Source organism: Streptomyces spectabilis (assembly GCF_008704795.1).
Classification (GTDB): Bacteria; Actinomycetota; Actinomycetes; order Streptomycetales; family Streptomycetaceae; genus Streptomyces; species Streptomyces spectabilis.
Genome location: NZ_CP023690.1, coordinates 850267 through 871610 on the forward strand (window position 1 = coordinate 850267; position 21344 = coordinate 871610).

Here is a 21344-nt window from a genome sequence, read left to right on the forward strand (position 1 = left end):
CAGGTCCTGAACCCGCACCGGGCAGGTGCCGGGCGGGGCCGGGTCAGATCGTCGTCAGGTGGCCCGGTGCCGGAAGGCGCGTGGCCCACGTCGGCTCGTACACCTCGGCCAGGGTCGTGAAGAGCAGGGCGACGGCGAGCGCGCCCGGGTCCGGGACGCCGATGGCGTGGTCGCCGACGTAGCTCGCGCGGCCGCGCCGGGGGCGCAGCGAGGCCGTCGAGAGGGCGCCGCGGATGGCGGCCTGTGCCGCGGTGGTCAGCGGGGCCTCCGCGAGCTCGCCCGCGGGCTCCCCGCCGGGCACGGCGGCCAGGGACTCGGCGGCGGGCACCAGCGCGTCGACCAGCGTGCAGTCGCCGACGCGGGCGCCGCCCACGCGGTTGATGGCCGCGCTCGCGGCCGCCGCGGCCTCCGCCAGTGCCGCGACGGAGGGCGCCTGCCCGTCGCCGGGCTCGGCGGACGCCAGGTCCTTGAAGAGCAGCCCGAAGAGCGGGCCGCTCGTACCGCCGACGTCGTTGAGGAACGCCTCGGCCAGCGCGGCCGTGCCCTCGATGCCCGTCTCGTCGGCGAGGCGCACCGCGCGCCGCACGCCGCCGGAGAGGTTGTCGCCGAAGTCGCCGTCGCCGACGAGCTGGTCGAGCTTGGTGAGGTTGTCGCGGACCTGCGCCACGACCTCGGCGTACCGGTCGAGCACGATCCGGCCGCTCGGCGTACGGGCGGCAGCGGGCGCGGTGGCCGCCGCGGGGCGCCGCGCCGTGGTGTCGTCCGCCGGTGCGGCCTCGGTGCCCGCCGCGCGCACGGTCCGGGGCAGCGTCAGCGGGGTCTCGGTCGGCGCCGTCCACAGGTCGACCCAGCCCTCGTCGAGGCGGGTGAGGGTGAGCGAGAACCCGGCCATGTCGAGGGCGGCGGTGTAGGTGCCCGCGATGGTCACGGCGGGGCGCAGGCCGCGCTCGACGAGCCGGTCGTGCAGGAGCGAGCTGACGGCGTGCAGTTCGAGTTCGGTGGTGGCGCCGAGGCCGTTGACGAGCGCGAGCACCTCGTCGGAGCCCTCGGGCAGCGAGTCGAGCAGGTCGTCGGTCATCCGCCGCACCAGGTCGTCGACGGCGGGCCGGGCGATGGTGCGGGTGCCGCGCTCGCCGTGGATGCCGACGCCGTAGTCGAGGTCGCCGGGCTCCAGGGTGAAGGCGGGAGCGGTCGTCGTGGGCGAGGTCTGGGCGCGGGCCGCCACGGCGACGCTGCGCGACTGCGCCACGACGCGGGTGCCGAGCTCCTGGAGCTCCGCGAGGGAGGCGCCCCGGTCCGCCGCGGCGCCGAGCAGCTTCTCCACGACCACCGTGGCCGCCGTGCCCCGGCGGCCCGTCGCGCTGTCGGCGCTGTCGGTGGCGAGGTCGTCGTCGACCAGGACGGTCGCGACCGGGATGCCGTCGTGGCGCAGCCGCTCCGCCGCGATCTGGAAGTTGATGACGTCGCCCGTGTAGTTCTTGACGACCAGCAGCACGCCCTCGCTCTTGGCGACGGCCGCGCTCGCCTCGTAGATCTGCCGGTTGTGCGGGGACGCGAACACCTCGCCGGGGCAGACCGCGTCCAGGCCGCCGCGCCCGAGGAGACCGGTGTGCAGCGGCTCGTGCCCGGAGCCGCCGCCGGACACCAGGGCGACACGACGGCCGGGGTCCGCGGCGCGGGCCCGCAGATACAGCGGGGCGCTGTTGACCTCGACGATGCCGGGGTGGGCCAGGGCGAGGCCGCGCGCGGCCATCAGCACGGGGGCGGATTCCGGCAGGAAGTAGCTCATCGGTCGGTTCTCCGTAGATCGGCTCTGATCGGGGGCGGCGTCGGGCGACCGAGGCCGGTGCCGTCACCGCACGGCACACCACGTCGGCCACGCCCCACGCCGGACGTGCGCCCACCCTGGCCGCCGGACGGCGCCCAAGGCCGGAACTGGCGCGTTCCGGAACCCGGACGTTCCGGTCACGACTTCAGCATGCGATCCTGCCACCAGCACCGAAGGGGCTCCCTGGCACCCGCCGTGCCGGAAAACCCCTGATCAGCCCCACCTTCTTTGCGAGATCTTTACCATGACCCAGGCTCGACGCGAGGACCTCGGCCGCATGCTCCGCGCCTGGCGCAGGGCGCGGGATCCCGCGCTCGCGCTCGGCTCCGCGCCCGCGCGCCGGCACCGCACCTACCTCACGCAGCTCGACATGGCCCTGGAGCTCGGCGTCTCCGAGCGCTGGTACCGGGCCCTGGAGAAGGGCGAGGACCGCCGGTACGGCCGCGAGATGATCGCCGGGGTCTGCCGGATCCTGGACCTCCCCGCGCAGCAGGCCGCCGCCCTCCACCGGATCACCGGGCACGAGCCCCCGGCCCCGGGGCCGACGGCGCGCACCGGCCTCGACCCGGCGCTCGTCCAGCTCATGCGCCGGCAGCGGCACGTCAGCTACCTCTGCGACCAGGCGTGGGACGTGCTCGACGCCAACGCGGTCGCCGCCCGGCACTGCCCTTGGCTCGTCCGCCCCGGCGCCAACGTCATGACCTGGGCGTTCTCCCCCGAGGCCCGCTATCAGCTGCGCGAGTGGGAGGGCCGCTGGGCCGCGCCCCTGCTCACCCGCCTCCGCCTGGCCTGGCAGCGCTGGCCGGACAACGCGCGCCTCGACGAGGTCGTCCGGGAGGTGCGCGCGCAGCCGGGCGTCGCGGCGCTCTGGGACTCCCCCGCCCCCGCCGCTCCGGAGCCGCCTCCGGGCGACGACGTCCGCCCGATGTTCTTCCCCCTGGTCGCCCCCGACCCCGTCGGCGTACGCGTCCTGGCCTGTGGCCCGTACGACGACGTGACGGTCCGCTGGCACCTGGTGATGCCGGTGGACACGACGCTGGTCTTCCCGTGAACCCGGTGCGCCCGTGAGCACAGGGCACACAGTGGCCGATCAATAGGCCCATCAGCACGCATATCGGCACATTCGACAGGGCCCATGCGGCCGAAAACCCACCCCGCCTGCTAGGTTAGGGTGACCTTAGTTTACGGTTGCCGTCGAGTCAGTCGTCACCGCTCGAAGGGAACCTGAGCATGCACCGCCCCCTGCGGGTAGCCATCGTCGGAGCCGGACCCGCTGGGATCTACGCCGCCGACGCGCTGCTGAAGTCCGACGTGGCCGCCGACCCCGGCGTGTCCATCGACCTCTTCGAGCGGATGCCCGCCCCGTTCGGCCTGATCCGTTACGGCGTGGCCCCCGACCACCCGCGGATCAAGGGCATCATCACGGCCCTGCACCAGGTGCTCGACAAGCCGCAGATCCGCCTCTTCGGCAACGTCGACTACCCGCGCGACATCAACCTGGACGACCTGCGCGCCTTCTACGACGCGGTGATCTTCTCCACCGGCGCCACGGCCGACCGCGCCCTCGACATCCCCGGCATCGACCTCGACGGCTCCTACGGCGCGGCCGACTTCGTCTCCTGGTACGACGGCCACCCTGACGTCCCGCGGACCTGGCCGCTGCACGCGGAGAAGGTCGCCGTCCTCGGCGTCGGCAACGTGGCCCTCGACGTGGCGCGCGTCCTCGCCAAGACCGCCGAGGAGCTCCTTCCGACGGAGATCCCGGCGAACGTCCACGACGGCCTCAAGGCCAACAGGGCCCGCGAGATCCACGTCTTCGGCCGACGCGGCCCCGCCCAGGCCAAGTTCAGCCCGATGGAGCTGCGGGAGCTGGACCATTCGCCCAACATCGAGGTCATCGTCGACCCCGAGGACATCGACTACGACGACGGCTCGATCGCGACCCGCCGCGGCAACAAGCAGGCCGACATGGTCGCCAAGACCCTGGAGAACTGGGCGATCCGCGACGTCGGCGACCGTCCCCACAAGCTCTTCCTGCACTTCTTCGAGTCGCCCGTCGAGATCCTGGGCGAGGACGGCGCGGTCGTCGGCCTGCGGACCGAGCGCACCGAGCTCGACGGCACCGGCAACGTCAAGGGCACCGGCACCTTCAAGGACTGGGACGTCACCGCGGTCTACCGCGCCGTGGGCTACCTCTCCGACGCGCTGCCCAAGCTCCCCTGGGACGTCGAGTCCGGCACGGTCCCGGACGCCGGCGGCCGCGTGATCGAGGAGTCCGGGGCGCATCTGACGTCCACGTACGTCACGGGCTGGATCCGGCGCGGCCCCGTCGGCCTCATCGGTCACACCAAGGGCGACGCCAACGAGACGGTCGCGAACCTCCTGGACGACCACGCGAACGGCCGTCTGCCGGAGCCCGCCGCGCCCGCCCCGGAGGCCGTGGACGCCTTCCTCGGCGAGCGGAACGTCCGCTTCACGACGTGGGAGGGCTGGTACCGCCTCGACGCCGCCGAGAAGGCGCTCGGCGAGCCGCAGGGCCGGGAGCGCGTGAAGATCGTCGAGCGCGAGGACATGCTCCGGGAGAGCGGGGCCTGACGTCGCCGCTGCCCGCCGGCTCAAGGCGCCTCAACGTCTTGAGGCGCCTCAGGAGGCGGCGGGCAGCAGCACCGAGGAGTCCGGTTCCGACCCGGTGCCGAAGCCGCCGACGACGGCGAGCCGTTCCAGGTCGACCACGGCGACGCGGTCGGTGCCGAGCAGGGACACGTACGCCAGCGGCTCCGCGGGGTGCAGCGACACGGCGGCCGGTTTCCCGTCGAGCTTCAGGGAACGGATCGGCCGCAGGTCGGTGCTCCACACGCTGAGGGTGTCGGCCACGACGTCCGTCACCAACAGCCGGTCGTCGTCGAGGGTGTAGACCCGCAACGGATCGCCGCCCGTCTTGCGGCTGTGCCGCACCTTCATGGTCCGCGCGTCGACGGCGACAAGCGCCGCGCTCTTCCGCGCGCCGACGAACAGCGTCCTCTCGTCCCGGCTCAGACAACTGCTCTCCGGCAGCTGACCGGGCGTCACCAGGAGGGGCGGAACGGCGGCGTCGTAGGGGCGCACGAGGCTCACCGTGTGCGACAACAGGCCGGTGACATAGGCGCGTTCGCCGTCGCGGCTGAGCGTGAACAGATGGGTCTTCACGCCGTGCGTGGGCACCGCCCTGGACGGGGCCTCGTCGGTGGCCGGGGCGTCGAAGCCCAGCAGGACCGCCTTCTCCTCACTCAGGGCGTACAGCCGGTCCTCGCGGTCGATCCCCATGCCGTGGATGCGGCGGAACGGCCGCGTGTCGATGGTCCGGGCCAGGGAGCGCCCGACGAGGTCGATGACGAACACCGCGGCACCGCCCTCGCCCGCGGTGGAGGACATGCGGACCCCGTAGTGCCCGACGTACGCGAACCGTCCGCGCGAGTCGACGACCATCTCGTGCGGGTAGTCGGGCAGGCCCACCGTCTCCAGGCGCCGTCCCGAGGCGACGTCGTAGAAGCTGACCGCGTGGCTGCTCTTCTCCACCACCACGAGCGTGTCGCCCGCCGCCCGGGAAGCACCCCGGGCCGAGGTGGCGAACCCGCTCGCCAACGTCCCCGCGCCCGCCGCCTTGATCACCGTACGACGCGTCACCACAGACCCTCACTCCTCGCCTCGATCGCTCGACGCGCACGAGCCTGGTGGACGAGGGCCGGGGGCGTCCAGTTCCACGACGGCCGCGAGGGTCAGAACGTGCAGGCTCCGGCGCGCGGCGGGCTGCCCGGGTGGGTCCCGGGCAGCCCGCCAGTGGTGTGCGTCAGATGCCGAACGGCGCGGCGTAGCGGACGGTTCCGCCGGACAGCTGGTGGTCGGCGTCGAGGGTGAGGGCCATCACGGCCTCGTCCGGGACGTCGATGGTCAGCCGGATGCCGTGGGCGGAGGCGCGGCCGAAGCCGAACCGCGGATAGTAGTCCGGGTGTCCGAGGACGACGACGAAGTGCTCGCCCTTGTCCTTGGCCGCCTCGAGCGCCGCGCGAATGGCGGCGGAGCCGGCGCCGGTCTTCTGGTACTCGGGCCGCACGGCGACGGGGGCCAGGCACAGGGCCGGGGTGTCGTCGATGTGGCAGCGGGTCAGCAGCGCGTGCCCGACGAGCTCGCCGTCGTCGTCGGTGGCGACGATGGACAGGCCCTCGATCCAGGAGGAGTCGGCACGGAGCGCGTCGACGAGGTCGGCCTCCAGCGGGGTCTCGAAGGCGGCGCGGTTGATGGCGCGGATGGTGGGGATGTCGGCGCTGGTCTCGGCTCGGGTGAGCCACTGACGACGGGTGCTCATGGTGAGATCACGTTCCGTTTCGATGTCAAGGTGAGTTCGTGTCGTTGATCAGGGGCTCCCCGTACGGCGACGGCGTACGGGAAGCGGGAGGTGGCCGGTCGGGTGGTGGAGGGCGGTCCCCTGGCTCGGGGCGCCGGTGACACCGGTCTACTGCTGCTGGTCGAAGAAGCGCCGGGTGGCCCGCTGATGACGGGTGATCGACTTGTGGAAATCCGATCGTTTGCCGGTGGGCCGCGCCGCTTCACGGGCGGCGGCCCAGGCGCTCTCGCGCTGGAGCTTGCGGTATCCGGCCAGGCGGCGCTCGCTCAACTGCCCGTCGGCGATGGCTTCCTGGACGGCGCACCCGGGCTCGGATTCATGGGTGCAGTCACGGAAGGCGCAGCCTCGCGCGTGCTCGTGGATCTCGGCGAAGACCTGGTCCACGCCGTCGGCGGCGCCCTGGAGGCCGATGCCGCGCAGACCGGGGGTGTCGATCAGGACGCCGCCGCCGGGCAGGACCAGCAGTTCGCGGTGGACGGTGGTGTGCCGGCCCTTGCCGTCCGCCGCCCGCACCGCGCAGGTGTCCATGCGGTCCTGGCCCAACAGGGCGTTGGCCAAGGTGGACTTGCCCGCCCCGGAGGGGCCGAGCAGGACGGTCGTACCGGTGACGGTGGCGGTCAGGACGTCCAGGCCCTCACCCGTCGTGGAGCTGGTGGCGACGATGTCGATGCCGGGCGCGAGGCCGCCGACCTCGGCGTGGACGGCGGCGCTGTCATCGGCCAGATCGAGCTTGGTCAGGGCGATGACGGGGCGCGCGCCGCTGTCCCAGGCGAGCGCGAGCAGGCGCTCGATCCGGCCCGCCTTGAGCACGTCGGCCAGCGAGACGGCGACCACGACGGTGTCGACGTTCGCGGCGAGGACCTGCCCGCGGGAGGTGCGGTCGGCGCCCGCGCGGGTGATCGCACCGCGCCGGGGCAGCAGCGCCACCAGGTCGGGCTCCGGGCCCTGGCGCAGGGCCACCCAGTCGCCGGTGCACACGGCGTGCGCCGGGTCGCCGCGCTCCAGGCCGCGGCTCGCGGCCCGTACGGGACCGGTGGCGGTCAGGACATCACAGCGGCCGCGGTCCACGCGCACCACGCGGGCCGGGGCGAGACCGGCCGCGGCGTGCTCGGTGAACAGCGCGTCGAACGAGGCGTCCCAGCCCAGCGCGGACAGCGCCGACGACGGAGAGGACTGCGGGGACGGAAAAGAGGATGAAACCAGGGAATGCACGTGGAACCCTTGCGAGAAGGGGCCCCATCAGAACGCGGGAACATCCACCGGGTGAGCGGATTCGCTCACAGCGCGGGTGGAAGGGATACGACGGTCAGACCGGGGCCCGGGACGTGAGGATGGTCCGGCGGGCGCTGCGCACGGCAGCGGTCTTCACCGCAGTCATCAACCTCACCTCCCTCATCGCTCAATACCAGGTCAAACGCGAACGAAGCGAATATTAACACACTGGTGTGCGACTCCACGGATCAGGTGGCCCCGTCCCGCGAAATCTCCAGGGGCACGGAAGTCGGTGCACTGGATCGCGCCGTCGTGGGCACTCTGACTACATGAAGATCCTCTTTCTCTTGGCACTCATCGGTATCGCGATCACGCTCTGGTCCATGCGGTCGAGCAAGCGCAAGCAGCAGTGAGTGATCTGCCGATATGGAGTTCTCCGAGGTTGTCCGGCGCCGGCGCATGGTCCGGTACTACTCCGACAGGCCGTTGGACCCCGCGGTGGTCGAGCGGATCCTCGCCTCCGCCCTGCGCGCGCCGTCGGCGGGCTTCTCGCAGGGCTGGGCGTTCCTCGCGCTGACCGACCCCGCCGACCGCGCCCGCTTCTGGCCGTTCGTGCCGACGCGGGTCGAGCAGACTCCGTCGATGCAGCAGGCTCCGCTGGTCGTGGTTCCGCTGGCCCACAAGGCGGCCTATCTCGAACGCTACGCCCAGCCCGACAAGGGCTGGGAGGACCGCGCCGAAGCCCGCTGGCCCGCCCCCTACTGGCACATCGACACGGGCATGGCCGCGCTGCTGATGCTCCTGACCGCGGTCGACGAGGGCCTGGGCGCCTGCTTCTTCGGCATCATGCCCGAGCATCTGGGGCCGTTCCGGGCCGAGTTCGGGATCCCTGACGAGTACGCCCCCATCGGCGGGGTCACGGTGGGCTATCGCGCCGACGACCTGCCCGCTCAGAGTTCCCGTATCGACGCGCGGCGGCGTGGCGTGGAGGAAGTCGTCCACCGCGGGCACTGGGGTCGGCGGGCACGGCCCTCGGCGGACTCCTGATCCGCCTCGTTGCCCGGAGATCGGTCAGGCCGCCGGGCAGTCGAAGCGGTCGCCCCACTTCTTGGGGTTGAGGGTCTTCGTCATCGCGCCGCACACCGCTTTCGCGCGGCCGTCGCCGCTCAGCACGAAGACCAGCTTGTCGGGGGTGAACCGGCCGCCGCCCGCCGCGCCGGCCGCGTCGACGCGGCCGGTGGCGCCGTTGAACCCGCCCCCGCCCAGGCCCTGGTAGAGGACGGACTGCACCTGGCTGGGCCCGAGGCGGTCGTCGTTGCCGCCGAGGGCGGCGCGGGCCTCGTCCACCGCCTCGGAGAGATAGCGCAGGGCGTCCCAGGCGAGCACGGGGTGGCCGTCCGCGCGCATGTCCTCGCCCCACTGGTGCCGCTCGTTCTCGCGGTCGTACGCGCGCAGGAACTCCTGGGCCTCGATGGCCGAACGGCCCGCCGCCCGCTGGAGTTCGGGGGCGCTGCCGTGCGCGATGTAGTACAGCGCGAGGCCGGGGAAGCGGCGCTGCGGGTGCTGGCCCTGGAGCAGGGAGTTGGTGACGTCGTCGCCGCCGAGCACGGTCAGGCGGGGGCATTCGCCGCTGAGGCGGTTCATCTCGTCGAGGAAGGCAGTGAACTCGTTCGCGCGCGCCGTCCACACCACCGCCGTGCGCGGGGTCTTCACGACGGCCTGGCACACGTGCCGGGCGAGGTCGGGGGCGCTGGTGGCGAGCGAGCCGCGCACGGCGCCCGGCACGCGCGCGCCGCCCGTGTCGTCCTGCGGGGTGTGCTCCCACACGGTCGTCGGCACCCGGCCCGCGGACTTCAGGAACTCCCTCGCCAGGTCGTTGCTGTAGACGTCGGTGGGGTCGGCGACCAGTTCGATCCGCTGGGCCGTGCCCGGCCCGGCGGCGACCGTCCTGGCCTGCCGCATGAAGGCGGCCATGACCTGGGCGAGCCGGGCGTTGGTGGGCGCCATCTGGAAGTAGTACGGGCGGCCGGTGCGCAGCAGTTCCGCGGCGGTGCCGGAGGTGCCGACCATCGGGATGCCCGCCTTGTTGAGCACCTTGATGGCGTCCAGGGTGCCCGGCCTGCTCTGCCCGAAGCCGACGACACCCACGACGGACGTGTCGCGCCGGGCGAGCTGGGCGATCTGCTGGGCCACCTTCTCGGCGTCCTGGAAGCGGTCCCCCGCGTTGGCGGTCAGGACGCGCAGGGGTACGCGGTCGTGGCTGGACCGGGCGAGCTGGTTGATCCGGGCCTGGGCCAGGGCGAGGCCGCGCAGCTCGGGCAGGGTGCCGCCGCGCACCGGGTCCTGGGCGCCGCGGCCGCCGCTGAGCGGGCCGAGGTAGACGACCGTGCGCGGCCGCGCGCCGCCGTTCCCCGCGGCCTCCTTGTCGCGGGTCGCCGTGTCGACCTCGCTGTTCTGAGCCTCGATCATCTTCAGGGCGTCGCGCACGCCCTGGTCGTCCTTGCTCCGGCCGAAGCCCTTGGCGCCCTCGGCCACGCCCACGCAGGTGCCGTCGGTCCCCAGGAAGGTCTTCCCCGCGCAGTCGTCCCGGTCGTCGCGGTCCAGGGGCCGCCAGGCGAAGAGCCCGGCGAGGACGACGAGGACCAGGGCCACGCTTCCGGCCGTGCTCACCACCTCGACGCCCGGCGAGAAGCGGTGGGCGGGCGGCACGAGCCGGGGCTGGTGCCGCAGCCAGTACGCGGCCCGCTCGTCCGGCGGCTCGTCCTCCGCCGGAGCCGGCACGGTCATCCCGCTCGGCCGCCCCGTCCGCATCCCGCTCTCCAGGATGAGGTCGAGCTCGGCGCCCGCGTGGGCCAGGTCGGACGGCTCGATGTCCGGGACGCGTGCGGCGAGCGACCGGACACCGGCCGCCACCACGAACACGGACGTGGTGCCGAGGTCCGCGGACGCCGTCCGCAGCTCCCGCACGAAGCGCTGGGTGCGCGAGTCCGCCGGGCCCAGCTCCTCGAAGAGCACCACGAACCGTGTCGAGCGGCGCCGCCTCCAGGGGTTGAACCGGCGCGGTCGCGCGGCCGCGTCCAGGTCGGCGAGCAGCGCGTGCATCAGGACGCGGTCGACCTGCTCGGGGTCGGGCGCGTCCGGGTCGTCGTGGTCGCGCGGTACGAGGTCGAGTGCGGAGCGGAAGAAGTCCGTGGGCGGACTGCCGTGCTGCTGCCGGTACCACTGCGCGTACCAGCGGCGGTTGCGGCCGTGGCCCAGGATCCGGCGGGTGGCGCGCATCCCGAACAGCGCGCAGGGCAGTTGCTGGAAGAGGGGGCCCGAGAAGAAGTTCCACAGCAGCTCGATGAAGCCCGCGCCGCTGGTCTGGTCCCCGCCGCCGAGGCGCCACAGGGCCGCGGAGAGCGGTGACCACTGGCGGTGGTCGGCGTAGCAGTGGTCGCGCAGGGCGCGGTGGCGCCGCTCCACGGGCCCCTCGAAGCGCGGGGCGCTCAGGACGGCGTGCAGCAGCCGGTAGCCGGGCAGCTTCAGGCGTCCGGAGCCGCGCGGCATGGAGTCCGTCAGCTGCTGGGTGATCTGCTCGAACAGCTCCAGGTGCGGCGCGTCGTGGCCCTCGGGGGCCGGGGTGACGTAAGCGTGCGGTGCCAGCATCACGTTGTCCCCGCGCAGTCGTGCGCGCAGCCCTGCCACGATGCGGCGCCCCGCGAACCCGCCGCCGGACTCGGTGAGCAGGACGGCCGGAAGGCGGCTGCGCCCGCGCCTCGGCTGCACCACCAGCCTGTCGAACGCGCCGATGAAGCGGTCCATGCCTGCGTACGGTGGAATGCGGTCCATCGGTCCCCCATGACGCGCCGTCTACTGCTGCGGCCCCCGTGTAGCCAGCACGTGTCAATTGTAGGGGAACTGGCGTGTTTTCAGGGGTGGTTGGGGACTCACGAAGCCGTGTCGGCGGGCGGGGGCACGTAGGCGGCGGGGGCCGCGTCGGCCGGGGATCAGCCGTCCGCGAGCGACCCCTCCTTCACCTTCAGGTCGGCCTCCTTCGGATCGGCGACGGTCAGGACGTGCGTACTGCCGTCACGTCGAACTCCAGCGTCACCTTCGGGCCGACCATGAGGGCGGTCATGCTGTTCCAGTTCACGCCCCAGTCGCGGCGGTTGATCGTGGCACTGCCCGTGAAGCCGACCCGGAAGTCGCCCTCGGGGGCGGGCGCGGCGGTGGTCAGCTCGACGTCCAGGGTGACGGGTGCGGTCACGCCCCGGATGGTCAGATCGCCCGCGACCTTGTAGCGGGCGCCGTCGACGTGGCGCACATGGGCCGAGGTGAAGGTGATGGCCGGGTGGTTGTCCACGTCGAGGAACTTCCCGCACAGCAGGTCGTCGCGCTGCTGGTTGCGGGTCTGGATGCTCCTGGCGTGGATCGTGAGCTGGGCGCTGGACCGCGACGGATCGCCGCCGTCCAGTCGGGCGCCGCCCCCGAACTCGGCGAACTGCCCGCGCACCCGCGTGGACATCGTGTGCCGGGCGACGAACCCGATCCGGGTGTGCGCGGGGTCGATGACGTACTCACCGGTCAGCTCGCTGAGTTCGGTGCTGATGGACATGGCGGGACTCCTGGAGAGGCGCAGGGGCATGGAGGGTGCGGGCCCGCTGTCGGCGGGGGCGTGCCGCTCCCAGGAGTACGACGAGACAGCCCGGCGGAACGTGAGGTCGCGGGCTCGCGCTCCGCTGGGCCGCATGGCCCCTACGGGCGGCTGCCTCGGGCACTGAGCCTGCGGATCGGCCCGATCAGCCCCCGGTACACCGGCCGCACCACCCGGCCGGGAAGGTAGCGGTGCCGTTCCTCCTGCCAGACCCTTCCGCGGCTGTGGGCGGCGATGGGATTCCACCGGTCGGGGTCCGGCGGCGCGGAGGTGTGGAACGTGATGCGGCAGAGGTGCTTGGTGCTGACGAAGCCGTACTGGCTGGGGCTGACCAGGCGCACCGGCGCGCCGTGGTCGCCGTCCAGCGGCCGCCCGTCGAGCCGATCGGCGATGAGCACGTCCTCGGCCAGGGCGTCCTGGAGCAAGGCGACCGACCGGTAGCCGTCGAAGCCTTCGAACACGACGTGGGTGATCGCGGCGCCCGCCGGGACCAGCGGTTCGACCCGGGTGCGGTAGAAGGCGTCGAACGCGACTCCCTCCCACACCAGACCGGTCGCCGACCATCCGGCGACGCAGTGGAAGTCGGCTCCGAGCTCCTGGCGCGGCAGCTCCGCGAGGTCCTTCGCGGTGAGGGTCACGGCCTCGCTCAGGGCTCCCCCGATCTCGATCACCGGGTCCGCCGGGACGGGAGGCGGCGGCCGGTGAAGGTGCGAACCGAAGCGCGGGAATCCGTCGACGGCACGTTGGCCTGGGGGAAGCGTCATGTCGGTCCTCCTCTGAGCGCGGATCACACGGTGTCGCTTGAGAGGCGCGGCCATCACGGCTACGCGTACGGGTCGCGCGCCACAGTCTTCCCGTCGCGGTCCTGTGCGTCGATGGCCCGGCGGCGCCCGACTCAGAGGCCCAGGTCGGCGGCGAGGCAGTTGAAGGTCTTCCAGGAGCCTTCGGGGTGGTAGGTGTGGCGTGCGGGGTCGTCCGGTGTCGCCGCCTCTTCCTCGACCATGTCCTCGAAGCGGATGCGCTCGGGCAGTTTCCCGAAGCGCTCCTGCCGTGCGGCGGCGGCACTGTCGGTGGCGTTCTGGCCTTCCATGGTCGAACTCCGTTCGGTCACGTGCACCAGCGGGTGTGCCGACTCTCCCACGGAGGCGCGTCACCGGTCAAGGGAGTGACTCCGTCGAAGACCCCTCCCTGACCTGCGGTTCGACCCGGGCCATAAAGTGGCTGGTCGGCCGCGGCCAGCGGGCCGCGGGCGGTTGTCGCCGATTTCTCAGCAGGGAGTTCTTCTTGTCCATACGTGCAGGCGTGCCGTCGTACGCCACCTCCGTCAGGCCCTCCCTCGTGGTGGCCGCTCTCGCCGTCGCGGCGTCCCTGGTGGTCGGGGCCCCGGCCCACGCGGCGGACGGCGGCGGGGCGCGGGGCGCCGCTCCGGCCGCGTCCACGGTGTCCGCTCCCGCGCGGACCGTGATCACAGAGGGGCAGGTGAAGGAGGCCGGGCCCGGCGGCACGCTCCTGTATCCGAGCGTCACCAGCTGTCTGACCCTCACGGTCCAGCTGCGCTCGGGCGGTGCGGTGGGCGCGCACGCGAGCCTCTTCCAGGTGCCGGGCGAGCTGCGCTCGGACCGGATCCTGGACCGGATCAAGAGCGTGACCGGCGGCCGCGCGGTGGCGTCGGTGGCCGTCCGGGGCGCGGTCGGCGCCTGGCACCCGAGCTACTTCACGAAGGCCATCGAGAGCTACGGCGAGGGCGAGGAAGTGCCCGTGCCCACGGGGCAGGACGCCGCCGGGATCGCGGGCGTCGTGGCGCGGGGGCTCGGCGTGCCGACCGGCCTGGTGACGGTCACGGACGTGCCCGACGGCGATCAGACCGTCGAAGTCCCCCGGAGCTGAGGACCCTGAGCGGCCGTCAGTCGGCCGCCACCGCCTGACGGTCGCTCAGAGCGCGGGCCTTCGCGTTCTCGATGTGCTGGCGCATCCGCTTCGCCGCGCCCTCCGCGTCCCCCGACGCCATCGCCTCGTAGACGGCCAGGTGCTCGCGCGCCGGTGACTCGGCCTCGGACGAGCCCAGTTCCGTGAAGAGACGGAAGCGCTGGACGTGGCCGCCCAGGGAGCGGTAGGCGCTCTCCAGGAACGGGTTGTCGCACTGGGCCGCGATGCGCAGGTGGAAGCGTTCGTCGGCGGCCCAGTAGGAGCGGACCGAGGCCGAACGGGGCGCGGCCGCACAGCGCTTGAGCTCCTCGATGCTCTCCTTGAGCTCCGCCAGGAACTCCGGCGTGGTGCGGCGCGCGGCCTCGTGCACCATCGCCGGTTCCAGGACGAGCCGCGCGTCCATCAGCTTGATCAGCTCGCGCTCGGTGAAGAGCGGGGCGACGCGGTAGCCCTTGAGCGCCTCGCGCCGTACGAGGCCCGTGTGTTCCAGGCGGGCGAGGGCCTCGCGCAGCGGCGTCTGACTGACGTCCAGGTCGCGGGAGAGCGCCCCGATGTTGAGGGGCTGGCCCGGCGACCACAGGCCGTCCATGAACTGCCCCAGCAGCACCTCGTACATCTTGTCGGCCAGGGGTTGCCGTGCCGACGGGCGCGTCGTAGCCATCGTGCCTCCTTCGGTGCCCGACCTTAGCGCAGCCCCTCACCCCTCTTGATCACGGCCGAATCCTATACTATTTTGCTTCGCGCTATAGTATAGCCAGCGATCGTGGAGGATCCCGATGCCTGACGACGGCTCGTACGTGCTCGTGACCACGGCGTATCTCGAACCCGGCGGCGAGGTCGACCAGTTGCTGCGGACGGCGGGACTCCGCACCCGCTTCGCGCGGCCCGACGACCGGCGCGCGACGGGCCTCTCCTTGCGGGCGGCCGTGGCCGACGCGGGCGCGGTGGGCATCGTGGCGGGGACCGACCCCTTCACCGCGGAGGTGATCGAGGCCTCCCCCGGCCTCCGGGTCATCGGCCGCTGCGGCGCCGGATACGACAACGTGGACGTGGCCGCGGCCACCCGGCGCGGCATCGCCGTGACCCACACCCCCGGCGTGAACCGCCGGTCCGTCGCGGAGTACGTGCTCGGCCTCCTGGTGAGCTGCGCGCGGGGCATTCCGCGCAGCGTCGCCGACGTACGGACGGGCGGCTGGTCGCAGCCCAGCGGGCGGGAGCTGGCGGGCGCCACGCTCGGCGTCGTCGGGCTCGGCTCGATCGGCCGGACCGTCGCGCGGCTCGGCCGGGCCCTCGGGATGCGGGTGGTGGGCCACGACCCGTGCCCGGACGCCGGGTTCCTCGCCGAGACCGGGGTCGAAAGCCTGCCGCTGGAAGCCGTCCTCGCCACGGCGGACTTCGTCACGCTGCACCTCGCCCTCGACGCCTCGACCCGCCATCTGATCGACGGCGCGGCACTGCGCCGGATGCGGCCGGGCGCGTACCTCATCAACACCGCGCGCGGCGGCGTCGTCGACGAGGAGGCCCTCGCCGACGCGATCGCCGCGGGACATCTCGCGGGCGCGGCCCTGGATGTGACGGAGCGTGAGCCGCTGCCGTCGGACTCCCGGCTGCGGTCGTTCGACAACGTCCTGGTCACCGGGCACATCGCGGGCGCGACCGTGCAGGCACGGGCGCGCTCCGGCCGTTCGGCGGCCGAGCAGGTGGTGGCGGTGCTTTCCGGGCGGGCGCCCGAGCACGTCGTCAATCCGGGCTGGGCCGCGGTGCGGGCGGGGGCACGGTGATGGCCGCCGGGGCGCGGGCGGCGGGCCCATCGCCGACCGGGTCGCCACGGCACGCTCCGGGACCGCTGCGGCTCGGCGCCGGGCCGAAGGCGCCGCTCCTGGCGGCCAATCTCAAGTGGCTCTTCACCGAGCTGCCCTTCGAGCGGCGCTTCGAGGCGGCGGCCGCCGCGGGCTTCGCCGGGGTCGAGTACGCCGCGCCCTATCCGTATCCGCCGACGCGGCTGCGCGCGCTGCTCGGGGACGCGGGCCTTCGCCAAGTGCTCATCAACTCCCCGGCGGGAGAGCCCGGTTCGCCGGAGCGGTCGGGGGTGGCCTGCCATCCGGGGCGCGCGACGGACTTCCGCGCGGGGATCGAGCGCGGCCTGGAGTACGCCACCGAGTTGGGCGCCGGGCTCCTGCACGTGCTGGCCGGGATCGTGCCGCAGGACGTGAGCGGGGAGCGGGCGTTCGCCACGTACGTCACGAACATCGCCTGGGCGGCCGAGCGCGCGCACGGCACCGGGGTGCGGCTCGTGATCGAGGCGCAGAACGGCCGTGACGCGCCCGGCTACTTCCTGGGCGCCCAGGCCCGGGCGGCGGCCGTCGCGGAGGCGGTGGGGCGCGACCGGGTGGGCCTGCTGCTCGACCTGTACCACGCGCAGGTCGCCGAGGGGGATCTGATCCGCACGCTGCGCACGCATCTGCCGTACGCCGCGCACCTCCAGATCGCCGACCCGCCCGACCGCACCGAGCCGGGCACCGGCGAGATCCGGTGGCCGCGCGTCGCCGCCGCCCTGCGCGAAGCCGGTTACGAGGGCTGGATCGGGTGCGAGTACGCGCCGGTGGAGGGCACCGTGCCGGGGCTCGGCTGGGTGGCGGAGGTCGCGGAGTCGGCGGAGGTGACGCCATGAGCGGGAGAGACCTCGGCGGGTCCGGTGGCCCCGGTGTCCGCATCGCGCTGATCAGTGCCGCCCCGGCCGCCATCGCGCCCGCCGCCGCCGGGCTCGCCGCCGCGTTCCCGGCGGCACGGCCGTGGAACCTGCTCGACGACGCGCTGCTCTCCGACGCCGACGCGGCCGGCGGGCTCACCCCGGCGCTCGCCGACCGGATGCGACGCCTCATCGCGTACGCCGTCGAAGGCGGCGCCCAGGGCGTGTTGCTGACCTGCTCGCTGTACGGGCCGGTCGCCGCCGACGCCGCCGCGGGGGTTCCGGTGCTCGCCGCCGATGCCGCCGCCTTCGCGTCGGCCCTGGGCGGCGGCCATCGCGAGGTGCTCGTCCTCGCCACGTTCGCGGCGGCCCTCGACGACACCGTGGCCCGCTTGCGCACGGCCGCGCGCGCCGCCCGCTCCCCCACGCGGATCGTCGGCCAGGTCATCGCGCCCGGAGCCGTCCCCGACCCCGGTGCCGCGGACGCCGTGCTGCTGGCCCAGTACTCCCTGGCGCCGCACGCCGACGCCCTGGCCGAGGCCCTCGGACTGCCGGTCCACGCGGGGCCGCACGCGGCGGCCCGCGCGCTGCGCGCCGCCGTGCGGAACGCCACCGGCGGCCTCACGGAAGGAGGCATTCCGTGCTCGGAGTGATCGCGGACGATGTGACCGGGGCGAGCGATGTCGCCCTGAGCCTGCGCGAGGGCGGCCTTCGCACCGTCCTGTACTTCGGCGTGCCGGGCCCCGACGTGACTCCGCCGGACGGCTGCGGAGCAGTGGTCATCGCGCTCAAGAGCCGCATGGCCGCACCCGAGCGGGCCGTCGCGTCGTCGCTCGAGGCGCTGCGCCGCCTGCGCGCGCACGGGGCGCGGCGGGTCTACTTCAAGTTCTGCTCGACCTTCGACTCCACTGCGGACGGAAATCTCGGGCCGGTCCTCGACGCGCTCGCCGACGCCCTGGACGTGCCGGTCGTCCTTCTCACGCCCAGCTCGCCGCGGCACGGCCGCACCCAGTACGAAGGACACCTCTTCGTGAACGGCGTGCCGTTGGCCGAGTCCCCGATGCGGCACCACCCGGTGACGCCGATGACGGATTCCTCCCTGCCCCGGCTGCTGCGCGCCCAGACGCAGCGGCCGGTCGGGCTCCTCCGGTGGGACACCGTGCGCGCGGGCGCGGCGGCGGTCCGCGCGGCCGTCGACGAGGCGGCGACGCGCGGCGTGCGCTATCTGCTGGCGGACGCCCTCGACGACGGCGACCTGCGCACGCTCGGCAGCGTGGCCGCCGACGCACCGCTGACCGCCGGTGCGGCCGGGCTGGCCGAGGGGCTCGCCCCGGCGGTCCCGGCGGGCGGCGGCGCGGCCGCGTACGAGGAGGCGGATCCGTCGGCCGTCCACCCCGCGGCCGTGCTCTGCGGCAGCTGCTCGGCGCGCACCCTGGAGCAGCTCGACGCGCTGCGCGCCGCGGACCGGCCGACGTACCGGCTCGACCCCGTCGCCGAGCCGGATCCCGCCGTCCTGGCCGAGCGGGCCCTCGCCTGGTACGACGCGCTGCCGACCGGCTCGTCGCGGGGCGCGCCCGCCTTCCACTCCTCCGTGCCGCCCCACGAACTGCGCGCCATCCAGCGGCACTTGGGGGCCGAGCGGGCCGCCGCCGTCCTGGAGGAGGCCACCGGCCGCGTCGCCGCCGGGCTCGTGGCGCGCGGGGTGCGGCGCGTGATCGCGGCGGGCGGCGAGACGTCTGGCGCCGTGGTGGCCGCGCTCGGCGTCACCGGCGCCCTGGTCGGCCGGGCCGCCGCGCCCGGTGTGCCCTGGATCCACCCCACGTCGGGGCCCCGGATCGCGCTCCTCCTCAAGTCCGGCAACTTCGGCGGCCCCGACTTCCTCGCCACCGCCTCCGGACCGCCACAGGACCCCTCCCCGCACGGACGACGTCAAGGAGCCCGCCCATGACCACCGCCCCCGCACCCGCACCCGCTCACCCGTCGCACGCGGCCGGGCGCGCGGCCGTCGTCGCCACCGCCCGCGCCCTGGCCGCACGCGGCCTCGTGCACGGCCGCACCGGCAACGTGTCGCTGCGTACCGGCGACGGCCGGATCCTCGTCACCGCGACCGGCGCCGACCTGTCGGCCGTCGGCCCCCGGGACCTGTCGCTTCTCGACGCCGACGGCGGCCACCTCGACGGGCCGCCGCCGTCTAAGGAGGCGTTCCTGCACGCCGCCGTGTTGCGCGCCCGCCCCGACGCGCGCGCCGTCGTCCACACGCACTCCCCGCACGCCACCGCCGTGTCCTGCCTCAACGGCCTGGACCCCGACGACGCGCTGCCCCCGCTCACCGCCTACTACGCGCTGCGCGTCGGACGGCTACCGCTCGTGCCGTACTTCGCGCCCGGCGACCGGCGGCTCGCGGCCGCGGCCGGGGAACGCGCCCGTACGGACGCCGCGCTGCTGCTGCGCCATCACGGCCCGGTCGTGGCGGCTCCCGGCCTCGACGCGGCGCTCGACGCCGTGGAGGAGCTGGAGCAGACCGCGCGGATATTCCTGCTCCTGCGCGGGGCCGACCACGCCCGCCTCACCGAGGAGCAGCGCGGCGCGCTGCGGCCCCGACCACCGCGCCCTGTCGCCCTGTTCAGCGCCCTCGCCATCAAGAAGGCCCTGGACGACACCGTCCTGGAGGCGTTCACCAGCACGACCGGCATCGACGTCGACGGCGTGTACGAGCCCACGAACGTCCTGCTCCGGCAGATCGAGGGCGGCGCGCGGCCCGACGTGCTCGTCGGCGTGACCGGAGCCCTGGAGAAACTGGCCGCCTCCGGGGTGCTCAGCGCGCCCTCGCTGCGCCCCCTGGCCCGGGTGGGGATCGGCGTGGCCGTGCCGCCGGGCGCGCCCGCCGTGGACATCGCCACCACCGAAGCGCTCGTACGGGCGCTGACGTCGGCGCGCTCGGTGGCGTACTCCCGCACCGGCGCGAGCGGAGTGGCGTTCGCCGCCCTCCTCGAACGGCTCGGCATCGCGGACGAGGTCAACTCCCGCGCCACCGTGGTCGAGAAGGGCTTCACGGCGCTCGCGGTGACGGACGGGCGCGCCGACCTGGCCGTGCAGCAGCTGAGCGAGCTGCGCTTCGTGCCGCGGGCGCGCGTGGTCGGGCCGTTCCCCGAAGAGGTCCAGCACTACACCGACCTGTCGGTCGCCCTCGGCGCGGACGCCGTGGACCGTGCCGGGGCCGGGTCGCTCCTGCGCCATCTCACCTCCGCCCCGGCGCGCGCCGCCTACCGGGCGGCCGGTCTGGAGGACCCGCGCCGATGAACGCGATCCTCGCCCTGGTGGCGTTCATCGGCGTCATCATCGTGTGGAACGTGGCGTTCAAGCGGAACATCGGCGAGGCCATGGTCCTCGGGTTCCTCGCGAGCGCCGCTTTCGGGGGCGCGGACGCGCCGCGCGTGGCCTGGGACAGCCTGGTCGCGGGCCTGCAGTCGGAGATCACGTTCGCGGCGCTCGCGTTCGTGTTCGTCAGCGAACTCCTCACCCGCACCGGGCTCGTGCACCGCATGATCGACATCCTCAGCTCGCTGCTCGGCCGCCGCCGCGGCGGCTCCGCGTACGCGGCGACGGTCGCCTCCGGCCTCTTCGGCGCCGTGGCGCACAACGGCGCGGCGATCGTGGCCACCGTCGGCTCCCTGGCCATCCCGTGGATGAAGCGCTCGCGGGCCAGCGGGGAGACGGCCGCCCTCGTCCTGTCCGGGAACGCCGGGGTCGGCGCGACCTTCCCCTTCAGCGGCGCGTTCTTCGTGCTGCTCGCCGCGCCGACGGTGCTGCCCGTCCTGTCCTCGTCCGACGTCGTCGGCACGCTGTTCGTCACGGGGGCGTGGATGGTGGCGATGCGCCTGGTCGTCGCGTACGCGATCGTGCGGTGGCGGGGCGTGGGCACCATGGCCGCGCAGGACATCCGGCCGCTGCGCGCGTCGTTCGGCGCGGGCTGGACCTCGCTGCTCGTCCTGGCCGCCGTGGCGGTGCCCGTGCTGTTGACGTCGGGGCCCGTCGGCGACTGGGCCACGGACCGGCTCGGCGGGCTCGACACCACCGACGCGGTGCCGCTGCTCGTGTGGCTGCCGGTCGTGATGCTGGTCGCCGGGCTCCTGGTGGAGCGCCGTACGCTGCCGCACGGCGGCGGCGCCTGGTGGCGGCTCCTCGGCGAGGTCGGTCCGCAGCTCGGCCTGGTGGGGGTGACCATGGTGTCCGCGTTCGCCGCGTCCGAGGTCCTGGACCGGCTCGGCCTCGGCGCGGAACTCACCCCGTACCTGGAGGACCTGCGGGACGTGCCGCCGCTGGTGGCGGCGCTCGTCGTGGGCCTGATCCTGGTGATCGTGGCGGGCCCCCTCAACACCACCTCCACGCTCGCGGCCGTCGGCCCCGTCGCCTTCGCCGCGCTCACCGCCTCCGGGGTCCCCGCGCACGTGGCCTTCGCCGCGGTCATCGTCTGGGCCTCGTCGGAAGGCTGCTCGCCGCCGGGCGCCGCCCCGCTGTACGTCGCCGCGGGCATCGCCGACATCGACCCCGTCCGCATCTTCCTGCCCGTCGCCCTCTACTACCTGGTGCCGACGTACGTCTTCGGCGTCCTCATCGCCACGGGCGTCCTGTGGATCCCGGGCTGATTCCCGGGCCGAACGCCCCTTCCCCG

Annotated in this window: 19 protein-coding genes; 10 read left to right on the plus strand and 9 right to left on the minus strand. The window is 74.0% G+C overall.

The features are described 5' to 3' along the window. Window positions 1-43 precede the first annotated feature (43 nt). Window positions 44-1789: a dihydroxyacetone kinase family protein gene (locus CP982_RS03595; RefSeq protein ID WP_150509121.1), complete on the minus strand. Its 1746-nt coding sequence runs from the start codon at window positions 1787-1789 to the stop codon at window positions 44-46. 283 nt (window positions 1790-2072) lie between these two features. Between CP982_RS03595 and CP982_RS03600 the strand changes: the two genes are divergently transcribed. Both CP982_RS03600 and CP982_RS03605 read left to right on the plus strand, forming a co-directional pair. Beyond that, window positions 2073-2879: a helix-turn-helix domain-containing protein gene (locus tag CP982_RS03600; RefSeq protein WP_150509122.1), complete on the plus strand. Its 807-nt coding sequence runs from the start codon at window positions 2073-2075 to the stop codon at window positions 2877-2879. A gap of 179 nt (window positions 2880-3058) precedes the next feature. After that, window positions 3059-4423, plus strand: a complete 1365-nt coding sequence (locus CP982_RS03605; protein ID WP_150509123.1) for an FAD-dependent oxidoreductase — start codon at window positions 3059-3061, stop codon at window positions 4421-4423. A 48-nt stretch (window positions 4424-4471) separates the two neighbouring features. Here the strand turns inward: CP982_RS03605 and CP982_RS03610 are convergent, their stop codons facing one another. From CP982_RS03610 to rsgA, 3 genes are all read right to left on the minus strand, one after another. Further along, complete coding sequence (locus CP982_RS03610) at window positions 4472-5491, minus strand: YncE family protein (RefSeq protein WP_229878837.1); 1020 nt, start codon at window positions 5489-5491, stop codon at window positions 4472-4474. 163 nt (window positions 5492-5654) lie between these two features. Beyond that, window positions 5655-6170 (minus strand): GNAT family N-acetyltransferase, encoded by a 516-nt coding sequence (locus tag CP982_RS03615; RefSeq protein ID WP_150509125.1) that lies wholly within the window; start codon window positions 6168-6170, stop codon window positions 5655-5657. 147 nt (window positions 6171-6317) lie between these two features. Further along, on the minus strand, window positions 6318-7421 hold the full coding sequence (rsgA, locus tag CP982_RS03620) for a ribosome small subunit-dependent GTPase A (RefSeq protein ID WP_150509126.1): 1104 nt from the start codon (window positions 7419-7421) through the stop codon (window positions 6318-6320). Window positions 7422-7847: 426 nt separating this feature from the next. Here rsgA and CP982_RS03625 point away from each other — a divergent pair, with 426 nt between their 5' ends. Beyond that, entirely contained in the window at window positions 7848-8468 is a 621-nt protein-coding gene (locus CP982_RS03625) for a nitroreductase family protein (RefSeq protein WP_150509127.1), read from the plus strand. A gap of 24 nt (window positions 8469-8492) precedes the next feature. On the opposite strand, the gene CP982_RS03630 is transcribed toward CP982_RS03625, so the two are convergent. The 4 genes from CP982_RS03630 to CP982_RS03645 form a co-directional block, all read right to left on the minus strand. Next, a complete protein-coding gene (locus CP982_RS03630) occupies window positions 8493-11252 on the minus strand; it encodes an ABC transporter substrate-binding protein (protein ID WP_229878838.1) in 2760 nt (919 codons plus the stop codon). 220 nt (window positions 11253-11472) lie between these two features. Next, window positions 11473-12018, minus strand: a complete 546-nt coding sequence (locus tag CP982_RS03635) for a YceI family protein (RefSeq protein WP_150509128.1) — start codon at window positions 12016-12018, stop codon at window positions 11473-11475. 140 nt (window positions 12019-12158) lie between these two features. Beyond that, complete coding sequence (locus CP982_RS03640; RefSeq protein WP_150509129.1) at window positions 12159-12821, minus strand: molybdopterin-dependent oxidoreductase; 663 nt, start codon at window positions 12819-12821, stop codon at window positions 12159-12161. A 131-nt stretch (window positions 12822-12952) separates the two neighbouring features. Continuing rightward, the gene (locus CP982_RS03645) at window positions 12953-13147 is read right to left on the minus strand and encodes a hypothetical protein (RefSeq protein ID WP_150509130.1); all 195 of its coding nucleotides are present in this window, start codon (window positions 13145-13147) and stop codon (window positions 12953-12955) included. Window positions 13148-13341: 194 nt separating this feature from the next. Here CP982_RS03645 and CP982_RS03650 point away from each other — a divergent pair, with 194 nt between their 5' ends. Further along, a complete protein-coding gene (locus CP982_RS03650) occupies window positions 13342-13944 on the plus strand; it encodes a hypothetical protein (RefSeq protein WP_221514609.1) in 603 nt (200 codons plus the stop codon). Between the two features lie 16 nt (window positions 13945-13960). Here CP982_RS03650 and CP982_RS03655 read toward each other — a convergent pair whose 3' ends face one another. Then, window positions 13961-14644 carry a GntR family transcriptional regulator gene (locus CP982_RS03655; protein ID WP_150509131.1) on the minus strand — a complete coding sequence of 228 codons (684 nt, stop codon included), beginning with the start codon at window positions 14642-14644 and terminating at the stop codon, window positions 13961-13963. Window positions 14645-14759: 115 nt separating this feature from the next. Between CP982_RS03655 and CP982_RS03660 the strand changes: the two genes are divergently transcribed. The 6 genes from CP982_RS03660 to CP982_RS03690 are packed head-to-tail and all read left to right on the plus strand — an operon-like array spanning window position 14760 to window position 21318. Next, the gene (locus tag CP982_RS03660; RefSeq protein WP_150509132.1) at window positions 14760-15764 is read left to right on the plus strand and encodes a phosphoglycerate dehydrogenase; all 1005 of its coding nucleotides are present in this window, start codon (window positions 14760-14762) and stop codon (window positions 15762-15764) included. Further along, a complete protein-coding gene (locus CP982_RS03665) occupies window positions 15764-16654 on the plus strand; it encodes a hydroxypyruvate isomerase family protein (RefSeq protein WP_150509133.1) in 891 nt (296 codons plus the stop codon). Before CP982_RS03660 ends, CP982_RS03665 begins: the two co-directional genes overlap by 1 nt. Further along, window positions 16651-17325, plus strand: a complete 675-nt coding sequence (locus tag CP982_RS03670; RefSeq protein ID WP_150509134.1) for a hypothetical protein — start codon at window positions 16651-16653, stop codon at window positions 17323-17325. Before CP982_RS03665 ends, CP982_RS03670 begins: the two co-directional genes overlap by 4 nt. Continuing rightward, window positions 17313-18620 (plus strand): 3-oxo-tetronate kinase, encoded by a 1308-nt coding sequence (otnK, locus tag CP982_RS03675; protein WP_150509135.1) that lies wholly within the window; start codon window positions 17313-17315, stop codon window positions 18618-18620. Before CP982_RS03670 ends, otnK begins: the two co-directional genes overlap by 13 nt. Beyond that, window positions 18617-19972, plus strand: a complete 1356-nt coding sequence (locus tag CP982_RS43085) for a class II aldolase/adducin family protein (RefSeq protein WP_308294295.1) — start codon at window positions 18617-18619, stop codon at window positions 19970-19972. Before otnK ends, CP982_RS43085 begins: the two co-directional genes overlap by 4 nt. Beyond that, complete coding sequence (locus CP982_RS03690) at window positions 19969-21318, plus strand: TRAP transporter large permease subunit (protein ID WP_150509136.1); 1350 nt, start codon at window positions 19969-19971, stop codon at window positions 21316-21318. The genes CP982_RS43085 and CP982_RS03690 overlap by 4 nt, the downstream gene beginning before the upstream one ends. Window positions 21319-21344 lie beyond the last annotated feature (26 nt).